The organism is Corynebacterium nasorum, from assembly GCF_022345765.1.
GTDB lineage: Bacteria > Actinomycetota > Actinomycetes > Mycobacteriales > Mycobacteriaceae > Corynebacterium > Corynebacterium kefirresidentii.
This window is the reverse complement of sequence record NZ_JAKRDR010000011.1, coordinates 54019-70538: the sequence shown is the minus strand read 5'-3', so window position 1 is coordinate 70538 and position 16520 is coordinate 54019. Positions and strand designations below refer to the sequence as shown.

The 16520-nt window shown below is 55.8% G+C and carries 16 protein-coding genes and 2 pseudogenes; 9 read left to right on the top strand and 9 right to left on the bottom strand.

The annotated features are described in order from the left end of the window. Nucleotides 1-379: 379 nt before the first annotated feature. Nucleotides 380-973 (bottom strand): recombinase family protein, encoded by a 594-nt coding sequence (locus MHK04_RS08770; protein WP_239208482.1) that lies wholly within the window; start codon nucleotides 971-973, stop codon nucleotides 380-382. Next, complete coding sequence (locus MHK04_RS08765; protein WP_239208480.1) at nucleotides 973-1239, bottom strand: hypothetical protein; 267 nt, start codon at nucleotides 1237-1239, stop codon at nucleotides 973-975. The genes MHK04_RS08770 and MHK04_RS08765 overlap by 1 nt, the downstream gene beginning before the upstream one ends. Nucleotides 1240-1680: 441 nt before the next feature. Between MHK04_RS08765 and MHK04_RS08760 the strand changes: the two genes are divergently transcribed. The 5 genes and pseudogenes from MHK04_RS08760 (at nucleotide 1681) to MHK04_RS08740 (ending at nucleotide 6078) form a co-directional block, all read left to right on the top strand. Beyond that, complete coding sequence (locus MHK04_RS08760) at nucleotides 1681-2391, top strand: ASCH domain-containing protein (protein ID WP_239208478.1); 711 nt, start codon at nucleotides 1681-1683, stop codon at nucleotides 2389-2391. 182 nt (nucleotides 2392-2573) lie between these two features. Then, nucleotides 2574-3119 (top strand): hypothetical protein, encoded by a 546-nt coding sequence (locus MHK04_RS08755; protein WP_239208476.1) that lies wholly within the window; start codon nucleotides 2574-2576, stop codon nucleotides 3117-3119. A gap of 525 nt (nucleotides 3120-3644) precedes the next feature. Then, nucleotides 3645-4132 (top strand): annotated as a pseudogene (locus tag MHK04_RS08750) (IS110 family transposase); the annotation flags it as partial. A 69-nt stretch (nucleotides 4133-4201) separates the two neighbouring features. Further along, nucleotides 4202-4911, top strand: a pseudogene (locus tag MHK04_RS08745) (IS6 family transposase). A 984-nt stretch (nucleotides 4912-5895) separates the two neighbouring features. Then, nucleotides 5896-6078: a hypothetical protein gene (locus tag MHK04_RS08740; RefSeq protein WP_239208474.1), complete on the top strand. Its 183-nt coding sequence runs from the start codon at nucleotides 5896-5898 to the stop codon at nucleotides 6076-6078. 107 nt (nucleotides 6079-6185) lie between these two features. On the opposite strand, the gene MHK04_RS12295 is transcribed toward MHK04_RS08740, so the two are convergent. Further along, a complete protein-coding gene (locus MHK04_RS12295; protein ID WP_239208472.1) occupies nucleotides 6186-8036 on the bottom strand; it encodes a LamG-like jellyroll fold domain-containing protein in 1851 nt (616 codons plus the stop codon). Between the two features lie 3 nt (nucleotides 8037-8039). Then, on the bottom strand, nucleotides 8040-8369 hold the full coding sequence (locus MHK04_RS08730) for a metallophosphoesterase family protein (RefSeq protein ID WP_239208470.1): 330 nt from the start codon (nucleotides 8367-8369) through the stop codon (nucleotides 8040-8042). A gap of 443 nt (nucleotides 8370-8812) precedes the next feature. Here MHK04_RS08730 and MHK04_RS08725 point away from each other — a divergent pair, with 443 nt between their 5' ends. The 4 genes from MHK04_RS08725 to MHK04_RS08710 are packed head-to-tail and all read left to right on the top strand — an operon-like array spanning nucleotide 8813 to nucleotide 12246. Next, nucleotides 8813-9649: a DUF368 domain-containing protein gene (locus tag MHK04_RS08725; protein ID WP_034656484.1), complete on the top strand. Its 837-nt coding sequence runs from the start codon at nucleotides 8813-8815 to the stop codon at nucleotides 9647-9649. Further along, entirely contained in the window at nucleotides 9649-10536 is an 888-nt protein-coding gene (locus MHK04_RS08720; protein ID WP_023021664.1) for an ABC transporter substrate-binding protein, read from the top strand. The genes MHK04_RS08725 and MHK04_RS08720 overlap by 1 nt, the downstream gene beginning before the upstream one ends. Beyond that, nucleotides 10529-11482 (top strand): amino acid ABC transporter permease, encoded by a 954-nt coding sequence (locus tag MHK04_RS08715; protein WP_023021665.1) that lies wholly within the window; start codon nucleotides 10529-10531, stop codon nucleotides 11480-11482. The genes MHK04_RS08720 and MHK04_RS08715 overlap by 8 nt, the downstream gene beginning before the upstream one ends. Continuing rightward, nucleotides 11482-12246: an amino acid ABC transporter ATP-binding protein gene (locus MHK04_RS08710; RefSeq protein ID WP_023021666.1), complete on the top strand. Its 765-nt coding sequence runs from the start codon at nucleotides 11482-11484 to the stop codon at nucleotides 12244-12246. Before MHK04_RS08715 ends, MHK04_RS08710 begins: the two co-directional genes overlap by 1 nt. A gap of 84 nt (nucleotides 12247-12330) precedes the next feature. Here the strand turns inward: MHK04_RS08710 and MHK04_RS08705 are convergent, their stop codons facing one another. From MHK04_RS08705 to MHK04_RS08685, 5 genes are read right to left on the bottom strand one after another with little or no spacing between them, the layout of a single operon-like run. Next, entirely contained in the window at nucleotides 12331-13074 is a 744-nt protein-coding gene (locus MHK04_RS08705) for a sulfite exporter TauE/SafE family protein (RefSeq protein WP_239208468.1), read from the bottom strand. Further along, nucleotides 13071-13544 carry a pantetheine-phosphate adenylyltransferase gene (gene coaD / locus MHK04_RS08700; protein WP_023021668.1) on the bottom strand — a complete coding sequence of 158 codons (474 nt, stop codon included), beginning with the start codon at nucleotides 13542-13544 and terminating at the stop codon, nucleotides 13071-13073. The genes MHK04_RS08705 and coaD overlap by 4 nt, the downstream gene beginning before the upstream one ends. 29 nt (nucleotides 13545-13573) lie before the next feature. After that, on the bottom strand, nucleotides 13574-14155 hold the full coding sequence (gene rsmD, locus MHK04_RS08695) for a 16S rRNA (guanine(966)-N(2))-methyltransferase RsmD (RefSeq protein WP_200287598.1): 582 nt from the start codon (nucleotides 14153-14155) through the stop codon (nucleotides 13574-13576). Beyond that, a complete protein-coding gene (locus MHK04_RS08690; protein WP_200287600.1) occupies nucleotides 14156-14368 on the bottom strand; it encodes an acetyl-CoA carboxylase biotin carboxyl carrier protein subunit in 213 nt (70 codons plus the stop codon). A gap of 19 nt (nucleotides 14369-14387) precedes the next feature. Next, nucleotides 14388-16520: an ATP-dependent DNA helicase RecG gene (locus tag MHK04_RS08685; protein ID WP_239208466.1), complete on the bottom strand. Its 2133-nt coding sequence runs from the start codon at nucleotides 16518-16520 to the stop codon at nucleotides 14388-14390.

Sequence of the window (16520 nt, the reverse complement as noted above, 5' to 3'; positions counted from 1 at the left end):
ATCAAGGACAAGGCCAACAAGGTTATCGGCGGCCTGAAGGACGACTAATCCTCGTCCGTATTTCTGCATATCGCTGCGCTGGCACCCCGCTGGCGCAGCGATATTTTGATCAACACTACTTTCACGTCACACAACGCGGTGGCGTGTCCGAGTGGAAGAAGATAATCGCCTGCGAAAGCAACCATTGGCCAGGTCCCAACTGTGGTGCCATAATCACATCGCCAATTCCAGCTTTCTCGGAACCGGCGTCGGGTTTGAGCGGAAAGCAGCAGGTAGAACTACATATGGTAAAGCGTATGTCTTACCATATGCCTACACATATGTCCTGCCATACGGCACATACTGTGGGGAGTATATTCACCCGCACGCCCCGTCGTATCTAGGCGTTTTTCAACGCCCGATACACCGTGGGTCGGGTAACTCCGAATTCCCGCGCCAAGGCTGTTTTCGACTCCCCCGCCAATGCACGCCGCTTAATCTCCGCCACCTGCTGCGGGCTTAGAGCGGGTTTGCGGCCTTTGTACTTTCCGGCCTTTTTGGCCAGCGCAATCCCCTCTGCTTGGCGTTCGCGGATAATGGCCCGTTCAAACTCCGCGAAGCTACCGAGAATACCGAGCATTAAATCCGCACGCGGATCTGTGGTGTCTTTCGCAAAGACAAGATTCTCATGCAGGAAGGTAACAGTCACACCCTTGTTGGTGAGTTCATCAACAATGCCGCGCAGATCCGTAAGTGAACGGGCGAGGCGATCAATCGACGACACGACGAGTTCGTCACCGTCGCGCACATACGCCATGCACTCGACAAGCCCAGGGCGGGCAGTCTTAGTGCGGCCGGAAATCTTATCTTCAAAGAACCGGTCAATCCTGCCGGAAGCATTGAGCAGTTCTTTCTGGCGCTGATTATTCTGCTCTACCGTCGAGACACGGATATAGCCCACCCGCTGCCCATGCGAACCAGAGCTTTTGGCCATTAGTCTTCGCCCCGCGAGGGTTCAAAGGCAGCATTCTCCTGAGCGATAACCGCATCACGATACGACTCGATTGCATCCGAGAGGGTATAAAGCTGAACACCGTCGAGACCATCAGCGTCAGCAAGCAAGGACTGCACAATCCTGCCCAACGCCTGCTGCCCCGACGACAACCCACCATGCAGATCCTTCACCCGCGCCAACGCGGGCACTTCATCAATATGACTTTCAATATGGAAACCGTCAGACGATAACACCACACTCGCCACTTTCTGTAAACATAAGGCCTAGACCCCGCTAGACATGTGTAAAACAATGCTAGGAACGGCCCTATTTTACAGCAAACATTCCGCCGCAGGCACGTGTAACAATAGGGTGTACTTTAGAATTACATTTTGCTTGGTGTCTATCCGACAACGCACAAGTATATGAATTCGATCCCCCCCAATAAAATGGACCCCGTGCACCAGCAGCAAAATACGGGCCCGAACCGCTGTGCCCGATTGCGAAGTGGATCTAGCGGGTTCTAACCCGGAGGGGTAGGCGATTCCACATCCTTAAATATAGGGGTGCGGCACGCTCTATCCACTCAACGTCCTCGTATGGTCCTGTCTTGCTTTGTAAGCGATTGGTACATCTCAAAAACCCTAGTGTTTCCGATCTCTGTCTTCGTATAGATCAAGCGCGTTAGCATTTATTACCCTTAAAGAGTGATTACTAACGAACTTCGAAATTTACTGGCCAAAGCAACTACCCATGCACAGCGTTTTCAAGACGGAGAAGACCACACTGTAGCCGCAGCGCTCCTTACCAAATCAGGAAAACACGTACTCGGTTTGAACGCGCACCATTTCCTCGGTGGTCCTTGCGGGGAGATCTCGGCTTTAGCCAACCATGCTGCTAGTTATCCAGAGGACCCAATCCAAGCAGTAGTCGCCGTATACGGACCTACTGGTCAAATTATTCCTCCCTGCGGTAAATGCCGCCAGGTGCTTTTTGATGTTGATCCGTCCATCCGGTGCATCGTGCGCGGAAGCAATGGACTTGAAGCACCTACCGTAGAAGAACTCTTGCCATTCGCATTCAACTGGCGAAATATGGAACAAGAGCAGCACATCTACATGTGGGAAGGCTACGAGGAATCAATTCGTAGCGGAGAAAAGCAACAAACCATCCGGGTAGATGATCCCTTCCATGAAGGAAGTGCCCAAATTGTCTTCGAGAAAGAATCCGGAGAGGTCGTCACTATTCCGGCACAGGTTACGTCCGTTGTCTCTACCCGGCGAAGTGAATTGTCGGAAAAGCAAGCTCGAAATGACGGTTTTGGCTCTCTTTCCGAGCTTCAGGAAGCGCTAGATACTCACTATCCCGGATTAGCTGCCGATGACGAAGTAGACGTCGTAGGGTTCAAGCTCCAGTAACTCGAACGAGCTCAAAGCGTGTTTGCTTTCTGTAGAAGCAGTAGAAACTACCCCGGAGCAAGGACAACTAATGTCTTGAGGTTGGGCTTTTCGACCCTGGCCCAACTTTGCAACAGCACCAACGAATCAATGTAACGGGCGCTTCGCCGCTGTCGAGTCTGTGCCTCAGGTAGTATGTATCCATGCCGTTTGCAGAGAATGTCGCCGCCCTGCTGGACACTACTGCCTCCATAAGCCGGGAGCGGAGTCGTCCGCAAGAGAGATTATGGGCCCCAGTTGTGGAGTGGGAAGAGCAAGTACTGCGCCGTCTTGCAACGGATCTAGGCGCCATCAATAAACTCCAGAAGAAGTCCCAGGGGAAACTCCAGAAGAAGTCCCAGGGGTCCTACGACTTACCGCAGGCTCTCCAGTACACCAACGACCTCCTGACGCAGATCCAGAATGCCTTCGAGGACTTTGAGCGTGCCTACCCGGTGGAGGCGAAGCAGTTGGATGGCGAGGTGACCGCGGTCCATAAATTTCATCGCATGCTTCTCCCCTCACCGGATGGTGATCCCCCAGTCGTTACATCCCCCCAGAAGGGGAAGAAAGATGGGCGGCCCCTCAAGAAGGCTCTGACCATGAGTAAGACCGTGATCGACAGCATCAAAGATCTGCTGGGTGAATCTGACAAGGTCAAGGTTGCAGCCACCCTCTGGAGTGAGGCTGTAGACCTGCTCTCCGCTTAAGCCATGCCTGGCAGTTCCGCGAGGACAGACACTCGCTGGCGGACCGTTGACTTGTGGATGTCGGTTGGCTAGTCGTCGATGCTGGCTCACCGGTCGAGGCTCAATGTGGTGTGCTCATTGAGAGCCTGAGGCTCTATCCTTCCTCACCGAACATCAACGCTTGGAGATCCTGTTCGCTCGTTACGCGGAGATGGCTCGCACCGGGGACTGAGCTGCCGTATCGTCAGCACTCGTAGGGGCCCGTCCCCGACCATGGCGGGAAGTTCCGGGGCCTGCACGGTCGGTCTTCGCGTCGAGCTGTCCCGTTACCGTGATGGTGTCCCCCCTCACGGGGGACGGTCACCGGGCCCGGCATGGCTTATCTGCCCTGTAGTTTCCATGATCCGGGGGTGTTGCCACCGGGCACCGGGGACAACCGCTGACAGCTAATAGGGACACGGCCCAAACAGAGGTCTCGTCGTAACGTGGGTGCCTGCAACGGATGTCCAAGACACCGGTGACCAGCCGCAACAGAAGGACACCACCATGGAACCGTCCACAACACCCGACATCATCATCGGCCTCGACGTCGGCAAAACCGGCCACCATGCCTGCGCGCTGACCACCACCGGCGAGAGAATCTACGACAAGCCGCTGCCCCAAGACGAAGCCGCACTGCGCGAAATCCTCGCGTCCATGCAGGCCCACGGCAGCGTTCTCATGGTCGTCGATCAACCCAACACCATCGGCGCCCTGCCCATCGCAGTGGCCCGCGACTGCGGTTGCACGGTCGGATACCTCCCCGGCCTAGCCATGCGAAAAGCAGCCGATCTCTACCCCGGACGATCAAAACCGACCGCCGGGATGCATTCATCATCGCCGACACCGCCCGCACCATGCCGCACACACTGCGGGCAGTCGACCGCGACGACGAGACGCTAGCAGCGCTGAAGATGCTCGCCGGATTCGACGACGACATCGCCAAAGACGCCACCCGAACGAAGAACCGCCTTCGCAGCGTGCTCACACAGATTGGTGCTGTTGCAAAGGGTGCTGTTGCAAAGTTCGGGCGACAGGAAGACCTGCGTGAAATAATCACAGCCATGGGCATCTTCTCCGGTCGCCATTTCCCCCGTGAAATCATCCTGTGGGCGGTCCGGTGGTACTGCCGCTACGGGCTCAGCTACCGCGATCTGGAAGAAATGATGACCGAACACGGCGTACCGGTCGATCACAGCACCATCTACCGCTGGGACCAGAAATACGCCCCTGAGCTGGACAAGCAGACCCGGTGGTACCGACAAGTCCCGGATTGGCAGGCCCGGTCCTGGCGGGTGGACGAGACCTATATCCGGGTCGGGGAAAGTGGTGCTACCTCTATCGGGCCATCACCGCGGGTGGGCATGCCCTGGATTTTTACCTGTCCCCAAAGCGTAACGTCGCCGCAGCGAAGCGTTTTCTGGCCAAGACCCTGAGGTCGAACACGATAACCGGGTTCCCGCGGGTGATTAACACCGATAAAGTACCCTCCCTGGCCAGGGCAATCGCCGAGTTGAAGTCAGAGGGAATCTGCCCGCAGACCGTGGAACACCGGCAGGTGAAATACCTCAATAACGTCATTGAAGGAGATTATGGGCGGCTGAAACGGATCCTCGGACCGAAGGGGGCGTTCAAAAACCGGACCACGGCGTACCGGACGTTGAAAGGGATGGAAGCGATGCACTCATTACGGAAAGGCCAAGGCGCGATGTTTGCCTACGGGCAACCGAACCCGGATGCGGTGATCGTCAGCCGGGTGTTCGAGGCTGCCTGAGAACGCCGACCCGCAGCGAGCATCAGAGGATGAAGACTGGGTCGTCACGGCTCTCCGCCTGAAGTTTGCAACAGCACCATGCGGGTTAGGTACCCACACACAAACCATCAGACACTCTCATCATAGTTGTCAAATCGTTGTCACAAACCGGGTCATCGTAAATTATCCCCTGGTGAGACTATTAAATTACGACAGGGCGTGTGAGTTCGAGTCTCACCAGGGGCACAGATAGAAAAGACCTCGCATGTCCGGTAAATCGGAAAGCGGGGTCTTTTTCATGTTCGCCCCTCCTACCGACGTGTAGTTGAACGGGTAGAAGCTTGCCAGGTTTTCAAGCTCTGGAAACATAGATAGGCCGCCAAAAAGCCACAAATACTAGCCTGTGTGACCCGTATGGCTTCCAAGCTCGCCAGTTCCGCCCTCAACGCGAGATAGCCAAAGCCGCAGGCAGAGGCGATGGAGTACACCCCCATTAACAGAAATCTCTTTCTAGTCGCCTTAGCTAACGTCTTTTTAAGGTGGAAAAAGGATGTAACCCACGAAAGGGCTGCTAGGGAGCGAATAAGTAGAAGTACACCCATTATCCACCGCCTCACGCGTGCATCCTCGATTCCGTCGAATGAACTGCGGTGAATAACGACAAAAGCGTCGACATAATCGTCGAACCGAACTATGCACAGAACTAAGCCAAGTACGGAAAGCATGAGAACGAACGCAACAACCGCCAGGAACATTCCTTCGACCTTATCCCCTAGGTTGTCCCCAGACTTCTGTGTTTGATCACTAGACATTTCCCAAACCTCACATCTCGCCGCCTTGTGCTCGAGGCGCCATTTCAGCCGCCAGCGAAGCAATTTAGGACATCGATTCCAAAATTTAAGCACATTTCACGTTACATACCGTAAACTATACTTGACACTCTGACAAGCGAATACTATTTTGGGCTTTGTAAATTTGGCATACCTTCCACATTGAGGAGATTTCATGAACCGATTGCGAATGGAAAGAATTAAAGCGATAGTTTTCACTGCATTGACGCTCATTACATTGTTGGCAATGATGGCCGTGCAATCCCCTTCCCTAGCCTGGATACCCGTCGTGTTGGGTGGAGCCTCCGCTTGGTTTTGGTGGAAGGTGGATTATCTCTCCAAGCAGGGCGAAGATTAAAAACCAAAACGCGCTTAGGTTCTCTCCCCTTATGGCGAAGAACCTAAGCGCTTTGGTGCAGCTAAAGCTTTAAAGCCTGATACTGCAAAATCCCTCTACCCAGTGCTTTAGCCCAACTCGGGCAGAGTCGGGAGGTGATACTTACGCAGGAGCGCGTTAATCTGCGGGATGGAAGCCTTCAGTTGCGGCAGTGCTAGTCCAATGAGGCCAGCCACCCCTGCGATACCAAGGATTGCTCCTAAGATGGCAGGCTTCGAGCTCGTACTGGAGCTCAACGCGGAGCCATCCGTGGCGGGCTGCGTGGTATCGGCCGGCTCGCCATTATTGTGTGCACGGGCGGTAAGCCATTCATCCTTGCCCAGGACGCCCTGAGTCAGGCGGGTCTCGCCGATCCAGCCATACCACGGGTCTTGTGGGCGCTGGTTGTCAAAGCCACCACCCATGACCCACTGCAGGTCGCGAGGGAGGAGCCCCTCGGCGCCTACGGCATTGCGCAGGATGGGCGCGCCGTTGATGAACATTTCGACGCTATCGCGTTCGGGATCATTGACCACGGCGATATGCATCCACTCGTCTTTGGGAACCTCGTGGGACCACACGGTAGAGCCGCTTCCCTGCTTCGGCTCCGCCCACCAGCGCAGCTCGCGGAGGTTAGAGATACCGAACATGACGGTTGGGTCCGTGTCCTCGGAGCCGTCTACCAGTTTATTGATGGCAGAGTCACGGCTGAGCGCACTTCCCCAACCATGCTGTGCGCCGTTGAAATCCTCCGGAATCTTGACAAAGGATTCGAAGATATATCCCTTGGTGGTATCGACGCTATTGGCAGCCGCGCCCTTATCGGTACGGAACTCGGCATTGCCAACTTTGCCGGCAGGGTCAGACCAGAAGAGGGAGCCGGCATCAGAGGACAACGGGTGATGGTCGGTGCTATAGGTCACCCTGTCTCCGAGCATGGCGCCAGCGCGATGCAGGTCGCTGCCAGAATCGCTGGCAATGTCGGGGATGGTGGTGCCACGGCCGGCAGGGGCGCCATCGACAAGCGCATGCCCATCCTTGTCTCGCGCTTCGCCCGGGCGCCAGTGGAATACCGTGTGGTCGTTTGTGGCAAAATCGTCCGCGCCCTTAGGAAGCTCGTCCTCCGCAATGGTGTATGGCCTATAGCCCTCAGCGGCGATGTCGCGGGCGCGCTGCGCTAGGTCCGGCTGGTGGCCCCCGCCCACGGTGAATTCCGGGGCGAAGGAGGAAAAACGCTGTTCAAAATCGAACGGAATGCTATAGCTATCGCCCTTATCATCCAAGGTGAGCTTATCGAACTGCGTGAGCTCCTCATGCGGCTTTTGCGCCACCCACGGCGAAAGCGCGGTCATCTCCAGCTGCTTGCCCGTAAGGTCAAACTCGAGCACGCCTAATAAACCATTTCCGCCCTGGTAGGCCATCTGATAGTCCTGCAAGATGGAAACGACGTCATGTCCTGCATCGTTCTTGTCCACGCGGTATCCGGCACCGTGGTGGTGGCCGCCCATCACGAGAAAGATCTGATCATTGCTCTTGATGAACTTATCCCACAATCCCTTGCCATAGTCATCGGAATAGAAGACGTTTCCTTCACCATCAATATTGAGGGCCTCATGAGTGGTCACAATGACCGGAAGGTCTGGATGCTTATCAATGATGCCTTGTGCCCAGGCAATAGCCTTCTCATCAGCGCGCCAGCCCAGGGCTAGATTGAGATATTTCTGGCCTTCGGCTTCAAAGATATGCGCCTCGGAGTCATTATTGACGGCGGTGTAGCGCTCTTGAAAAGTCTCCGAGTTGGCGGCCTTAGCGCGGTCGGCGCTAAACCACTTGTCATACGGGTGGGCTGCCGCGCCCTCCACGTCCATATCGTGGTTGCCTGGCAGGATCGAATAGTTCAAGTCCGAATCGTCGAGGACCTGCATGGCCTTATCAGCCACCTGTCATTCGCCCTCCACGTTCCACTGGTCTACAACATCACCCAGGTGGGTGACGAAGTCCATGTTCAACTCGTCTTGATGGTCCACTAACCATTGGGTTTGCGCCAAGTAGGGTTCGCTGCCGTAGCGAGCTTGGGCCAGGTTGCCGGTCTCTGGGGTGGAATAGCGCGAATAGAACTGGGTATCCGGCAGTACACCGATGCTAAAACGAGAGCCTTCGCTTGGCGACGCCCCCTCGGGCGCCCCCTCCGCAGCACTTGCTGCCGGCACAAAAATGAGGTTTCCCACCACCGCGGTGACAGTCACCGCGGGCAGGACAAAACGATTCTTCATAGAGAGTCCTTGGTCACTGAAAAGGAATATTTGCACGGGAGAAAGACGGGAATACGCAGGAAATAGTAGGCAGTCAATCTTTCAGTTAGTTGACGCCTACGTAAACACCAGACTGAATAATGGGAAACTTATAGTTTCTTCCATATAAAACAGCCCTGACTGCAGGAGGCCGCGCCTACCATGCCCCAAACTGCATAGTTGCACTTAAGTGTATTATTCTGACAGAATATTCATGAACGAGGATTCGCCTCAATGATTGTTTCACCTCTACGGTTAGAGAAATCACGTCCCTTTCCGTGACGGATAACCAATCGCCTTTCAATGAAAGATATGCATCACTATTAACAGCGGTCCACATGGCCACCACCGGGAAGCACTTTCTCCCCGCCCGCCTAGGCCAGTCGCCCGCCACTCCAGCCCTCTCCCAGGTAGATTTTAAATTTATGCAATACATTTTGAACGCTATCCGCGGTGCCCTCATCGGCATGGCCGAACTTGTGCCCGGAATCTCCGGTGGCACCGTGGCGCTCATCGTGGGTATTTATGAACGCGCAGTCCACAATGCCAATGACCTCATCTCTGGTCGCTTCAAGAGAGTCGAGTGGAGCTTCCTTGTCTCCGTAGCAGTCGGCATGTTTATCGCAGTCTTCGCAATGTCCACCGTGCTATCTAACTTCGTGGAAAATCACGTATCCGCGTCCGGGGCACTATTTTTGGGCATGGTTGCCGTGTCTATTTTCGTACCACTGTCTATGCTGTCCAAGCAGGAGCGGTTGCGCCCTTCTTCCATCATTGCGTTTGTGATCGCCACTATTGCCATCTTCTTTATCACCGGCTTTACTTCCGAGCCGCATGAGAACCCCAGCCTTATCGTGGTTTTCTTTGCCGCCGCCATTGCTGTGTGCGCACTCATCCTGCCGGGCATTTCCGGCTCGCTCATCTTGTTGACCATGGGGCTGTACCAACCCATCATCGGCGCTGTATCGGATCGAGATCTTGGCACCATAGCCGTCTTTGCGCTGGGTGCCTTGTGCGGCCTCGCCGCGTTTATCAAGGTCTTGAACTTCTTACTGGATCATCACCGAGCCCCTACGCTGATGGCCATGGCAGGTTTCATGCTCGGTTCTTTGCGTGCACTGTGGCCGTGGGGTGCTGACCAGGATGCCTCCAGCGGCATTATCATCGGCATGTTCATCATCGGCGCTCTTATCGTTTCCGCGTTCATTTTCATTGACCTGAAGAAAGCACGCGCCATAGATGAAAGGACGGCGCAGAAATAATGCCGCGCACGTTTTCTCGCCGCGCTACAATTGCCGCGGTCCTTATCCCAACTTTGGGTTTAAGCGCTTGCGTCACCAACGAGGAAGATTCCACTCCAGAGGGCTGGGAAGAACCCCACACCTCTGTAGTACCGGAGATTGCCGCCATGTATGACGACAATGATGGCGTCCTCACCGCTGGCACTAACCCGCCCTACGCGCCATTTCAGCTTAAGGATTCCCACGGAGCCCTCCAAGGCGTCGAGCTTGACCTAGCCCGCGCTGTAGCAGGTGTCTTGGGCCTCGACTTCCAGCCCTTGGAGCAGGACTTCTCCATGATCTTGCCGGCCGTGCAATCGGGCCAGATCGATATGGGTGTCTCCGGTTTTACGGATAACCCAGACCGCCGGAATGAATTCGACTTTGTAGACCACCTCTACGCCGGTATCCAGTGGGCCGAGCGCGTGGACGGGCCTAGGAAGGTCGACCCCGATAACCCCTGCGGATTGACAGTCGCAGTGCAGCGCACAACGGTCTCCGAAACCGATGATGTTCGCCCTAAGCAAGAAGCTTGTAATGGCGATCTCACCGTCTTGTCTTATGACACCGGGGATAACGCCGCGCTGGCCGTCCTGATGGGGCGCGCGGATGCCCTGTCTGCGGACTCCCCGGTCACAGCGTGGGCGGTCAATCGCTCTGAGGGAAAAATGCAGCAGGTAGGCGATATGTTCCAAGCCTCGCCGTATGGCTTCGCAGTTCCTAAAGATTCCGATTTGGGCAAGGCATCGGCCGCAGCGCTGCAGCACCTCATCGAAACCGGCGAGTATGCAGAAATTTTGTCCCGCTGGGGCATCGAGGATGGATTAATAGACCAGGCAATGATTAATGAAAGGCCGATCAATGGTTAATGAGAATGCGGCGACGCCGGCTACGGCCAAGCCTAAAGAAGAACCCGCGCAGATCGAGGCCCGCCCGCTGCGCCATCCATGGCGCTGGGTCTTCGCTGGTCTACTCATCGTGCTGGGAGTGTGGTTCATCATTGCCTCCGCCCGCAACGAGGCTTTTGGCTGGGGAACCTATTTCCAGTACCTCTTTGATAAGCGCATCGCGCTCGCTTCCCTGCACACCATCGCCATCACTATTTTGTCGATGATCATCGGCGTTATCGGTGGTGCCGTGCTTGCGGTCATGCGCATGTCACCTAACCCGGTGCTGCGCGCCGTCTCCTGGATTTTCCTCTGGGTATTCCGTGGCACGCCGATTTATGTCCAGCTGGTGTTTTGGGGTCTGCTCTCTGCCATCTACCAGTCCATCAACCTAGGCTTTACCGAGGTGTCTTTGCAGACCATCCTCACCAACGCCTTCTTCCTTGCGGTGATGGGCCTAGGACTTAATGAAGCGGCCTATATGGCTGAGATTGTGCGCTCGGGCATCACTTCCGTTCCAGAGGGCCAAAAGGAGGCCTCCAAGGCACTCGGCATGTCGTGGTGGATGACCATGCGCCGAACCGTCCTTCCGCAGGCCATGCGCATTATCATTCCCCCTACGGGCAATGAGTTTATTTCCTTGCTCAAGACCTCTTCCCTCGTGGTGGCCATTCCTTATACAGAGGAAATCTTCGGCCGTACCACGGATATTTCCGCCGCCCTTTTCCAGCCCATCCCACTACTATTAGTCGCGGCTTCTTGGTACCTCGTGGTTACTTCCCTACTTATGGTGGGTCAGTACTTCTTGGAGCGCCGCTTTGAGCGCGGTGCAACCCGCGAACTCACCGGCCGCCAGCTAGCTGCTCTTGCAGATGCTGAAGGAACCATTCCCCGCAACGTATCCGTGATTTCGGAGGCTCAAAAATAATGGCTACTCCCATGATTTCTGCCCAGAACGTCCACAAGTCCTTCGGGCAGCTTGAAGTCCTCAAAGGCATTAACCTCGAGGTCCAAGCCGGCGAGGTGGCCTGCCTTTTAGGACCTTCGGGGTCCGGCAAGTCTACCTTCCTGCGCTGCGTTAACCACTTGGACAAAGCAACGGCCGGGCGCTTATACGTCGACGGCGAGCTGATTGGCTACCGCGAGAAAAACGGCACCCTCTATGAGATCAGCGAAAAGGAAGCCGCCGAGCAGCGCTCCGATATCGGCATGGTCTTTCAATCCTTCAATCTCTTCCCCCACCGAACGGTGATTGAAAACATCATTGAGGCACCGGTGCAGGTGAAGAAAATCCCAGAGGAAACCGCCCGCGCCCGCGCCATGGAGTTGCTCGAGGATGTTGGCTTAGCCTCCAAGGCCAATAATTACCCCGTACAGCTCTCCGGCGGCCAGCAGCAGCGCGTTGCCATCGCTCGTGCGGTAGCCATGGATCCTAAGCTCATGCTTTTCGACGAACCCACGTCAGCCCTTGACCCAGAGCTTGTCGGCGAAGTACTACGCGTAATGAAGGATCTCGCGGCCGAGGGCATGACCATGCTCGTAGTCACCCATGAGATGGGTTTTGCCCGCGAGGTGGCAGATAAAGTCTTCTTCATGGACGGCGGCGTGGTCATCGAGTCTGGTAGCCCCGCTGAAGTGCTGGATAATCCGCAACAGCCACGTACCAAGGACTTTTTGGCCAATCTACTCTAAGCCCATAGCACATGATTGACTGTGCAAAGGCCCGTCAGCTTCTGTCTCTGCAGAGGCGACGGGCCTTGTTCATGGTGGAGGTGTTTAACCGAGGCTCACCAGGCCGCGAACCAATGCGCTCGCTGCGCCCAGTCCGGCAACACTAAGCGAGAGCACGCGGGCTTTCTCCCGGGGCACACGCTGCGCGATGCGGGTGCCGGCCCAAATCCCGACGAACATTCCCATAACTCCGGCGGGCCACATTACCCAGGGCAAACCATCAAAGTGTGCCGCCCCCGTAAGCGTCTTTGTCATGACAGAAAAGAATCCGCCTACGACAAAAATGGGTTGCAGCGTAGCTGCGTACACTTGCTGAGGCCACTTTGCCGCTTGCGCGTAGACGGTAATAACTGGGCCTGCCACACCGGCCAAGGTATTGGTAAAGCCGCCGAGGATGCCCGCGGAAATAGCTGGGCCTTTGCCTTCCATTGCCGGGACAAACTTCTTGCCAAAGGTCACTACCGTCAGCGCGGCCAGAAGCGCAAGGCCCACAACGATCATAAGACCTGCTGTATCCATGCGCCTAATGAGCAGCGCCGCGGCCAAGGAACCAATCACCATGACCGGGGCTATGAGTCCAAATTTCTTCCAGCTCACATTCTCGCGCACGGAATAAGTGGTCAGCACCGCATTAATGCAGGCTAAAACGTTGATGACCAAGATTCCTTCTACCGGCCCCATAATCAGCATGAGAATAGGACCGCCGATGAGACCGAGGCCCATTCCAGATACTCGCTGGAGGGTCGAACCTACGACCACAACGAGAAAAATGACCAGTGCTAGGCTCACTTTCGGTATTTCTCCTTTACCGCACGGCCTACGGCTTCAGGAAACATGCCGGTCACGTCCCCGCCAAACTTCGCCACCTGCTTACACAGTGAGGAACTGATATAGCCGTATTTTTCGTCCGTGAGCAAAAAGACGGTATCAATGCCGGAAAGGCGCCGATTCATCTGCGCCATAGGCAGCTCATATTCATAATCTAGGGAGCTGCGCAGCCCTTTCACCAAAACATCCACCCCATGCTCAGTGGTGTAGTCCACCAAAAGCCCAGAGCAGTAGTCCACCTTGATGGAAGAATCCACGCTCTGGCGAATTAGTTCCATACGCTCATCCACGCTAAAGAGCCCGGAGGGTTTGTCAGGATTACCGGTTACCAATACGGTGACCTCATCAAACATTTGCTTAGCGCGGTTAATGATGTCGACGTGACCTAAGGTCACGGGGTCGAATGATCCTGGGCACACGGCCTTAGTCATGCTTTTGTCGCTTCCTTTTCTTCAGGGGTTTAGTCTTCGGTTTCCTCGCTGCCAGGGCGGGTATAGACCGCCATATCCATGCGCGCGATGCCAAAGGTACGCTTCTTCAGTTTCTGACCAGTGGGCTCAAAACCTGCAGGCCACGCAGTTGCTGCGGAATCAACGTGGCGCTCAATGACTACCATGGCGTTATCACTTAACACCGGTTCAATGGCGGCGATGAGTTCATCTACCTCATCAAAAGCATAGGGCGGGTCCGCCAACACCAGATCGAAGTGCCGCCGCGGGGCACTTGCCAGGTAGGTGCCTACCTTCATCTCTTGCACGCGCACGCCGGGGTGCTTGACGACGCCCATGTTATGCCGAATGATCTTCACCGCATCCGCCGAAGATTCCACTAGTACAATTTCTTCTGCTCCACGGCTAGCTGCCTCAAGGCCGAGTGCACCGGAACCAGCAAATAGGTCGAGAACCGAAGAACCGGCAAAGCCCCACCGTGCCGCGAGGGATGAAAAAAGCCCTTCACGGGCACGGTCTGCAGTAGGCCGGGTTCCTTCGGCAGGCACCTTAATGGTGCGGCCGCGGGCCTCGCCGGCAATAATGCGCGTCATTTATATTTCTCCAATCTCCATCAAAAGGTCTCCGGCTACCACGTCCCTCAAGCCAGCGACTACAATGCGGTATGCCTTGCTTAGTCTTGGGCTCGCTACGGAAGCGACTAGTTCCGTGGCGTCGACGATCGCGGGCGCGACGCCGATATCAACGGTGCCTCCCCCATTCACCTGGCAGCGGAAGATGCCTGCAAAGGGGACAAGGACGTTCATGCTTCTAGGTTAACCTGTCTTAGTTCTTCTCCAAGTATTCCTGTTCGCTTTCACTCAAGTTGCGCGTGAGTTCCTCGGCCAACTCGGGATTGCGCATCACCATTGCGCGGGCATCCGTATGGGTGCGTTCCACAATGTCTTGGTCATCCGCCAGATTTAATAGCCGCAGCGTACGGTGTGTTCCGGACTGCATGGTGCCCAAAATGTCTCCCTCTTGGCGCTGACGCAAGTCGAGCTCGGCCAGCTCAAATCCGGACGAGGTTTGGGCAATCTGATTGATGCGGCGGAAGGACGGAGTGTTATCGCCTGCCATAGTGTGCAGAAGACAAATAGAGGCATTGCCGCCTCGTCCCACACGCCCACGCAGCTGATGCAACTGGGAGACGCCGAAATGCTCGGCCTCACGGATGAGCATCACCGTAGCATTGGGAACATCCACACCCACCTCGATGACCGTGGTAGAGACCAAGACATCGATCTCTCCCCTAGCAAATGACGTCATAACCTCGTCTTTATTGGGCATCTTTCCATGCAAGATTGCTATGCGCAGCCCTTTAAACGGCCCGTTTTCTAGCTGCTCCGCAAGCTCTAGCACTCCGCCTTTTCCTTCAATGCGCGGGCAGACGATATAGGCTTGGTGGCCGTGGGCCACTTCCTCGCGAATCCGCTCAAGGGCGCGCAATACCCAGGTAGGGCGCCACTCAGCTACCACCGCTGACTGAATAGGTTTGCGGCCACCAGGCAGCTCAGTAAGGGTCGATACGGCAAGGTCGCCGAAGACGGTCATCGCGATGGTGCGAGGAATCGGCGTAGCCGTCATCACCAGTACGTGAGGACTTAGCCCCTCGTTAGCCTTCAGTCTCAGGCTATCGCGCTGCTCTACGCCGAACCGGTGCTGCTCATCTACTACCACTAGTCCAAGGTTGAAGAACTCCACTGTGTCTTGGATGATGGCATGGGTTCCAATAATGATGTCCGCATCTCCGGAAACGATATCCAGCAATGCCTGCCGTTTATCCGCAGTGCGCATCGAGCCGGTGAGAAGTACCACCGTGACGCCTTCAGGAACAGCGGTTCCGATGGAGGCAGCGTGCTGGGAAGCCAGCACCTCAGTAGGCGCTAGAAACGCCGCCTGAGTTCCTGCGTCAACAGCCTGCAGCATAGCGCAGGTAGCCACCATGGTTTTGCCCGAGCCGACCTCGCCTTGCAGCAAACGCATCATGGGCAATGGGCGGGCTAGGTCATCTTCAATCTCACTGATAACACGCCGCTGCCCTTGGGTGAGCTCGAAAGGCAAATGGCTTAGCAGTTCTTCGCGGAAGCCGCCTAAGGTTGCCGGCATGGTCGGAGCGGTTCGAGCTTCCGCATCGCGCTGGCGCAATGCCATCACCAAGCCAATTGACAAAGCCTCGTTATATTTAAGCCTTTGGATAGCACGATAAGGCCCTGCCTTACCAGGCTCGTGAATTTCCCGCACCGCGTTATCCAGGCTGATTATCATTTGATAATCCAGTGGCTCTTCGATGGGCGGGGTCTTAGATAGGACGTAGTGAATAGCCCCCATGATGTACCAGGAGGTCACCTTGGACGTGGCTGGGTACACCGGGATCCATTCTCGTTCCAAAAGGAGCTGGTCGAGCCTCCCAAACTGCGAGAGGTTCCGCAATGAGCCGGTGGCCTTGGGCCGATTCTTCTTTCCAGATTCGGCCGCCGGCTGGCGGTAGTCATCCACTTCACCATCGGGACGGCCGAACGCATCGATTTCCACAAAGTCTGGCTGTTGCAGCTGCGGTTGGTTGCGGAAGAATTTGAGCTTGCCGCTCATCATGACGCGCTGTCCGCGATGCAGCATGCGCATGACGTAATTGGCATTGAAAAAAGTCGCCATAATGCTGTCATCGAGCTGGACATTGATGATGGTGGTCTTGCCCCTGTCATGCCGGTTGAAGCCGGTAATAGTCCCGGTAACGGTGACGATATCGCCCTCCGCAGCGTCTCCTAGGCCCACGTCCTTGTTGTGGCGAATATAGTCTCGCGGATAGTGAGCCAAAAGCTCACCGCAGGTCTCATACCCCAACGCCTTGGTAATCTTCGCGGCGTCTTTCGCCGCAAGAACCTCCGTCAACGGTCGGTTGTCCTGCCAGCCGAGCAT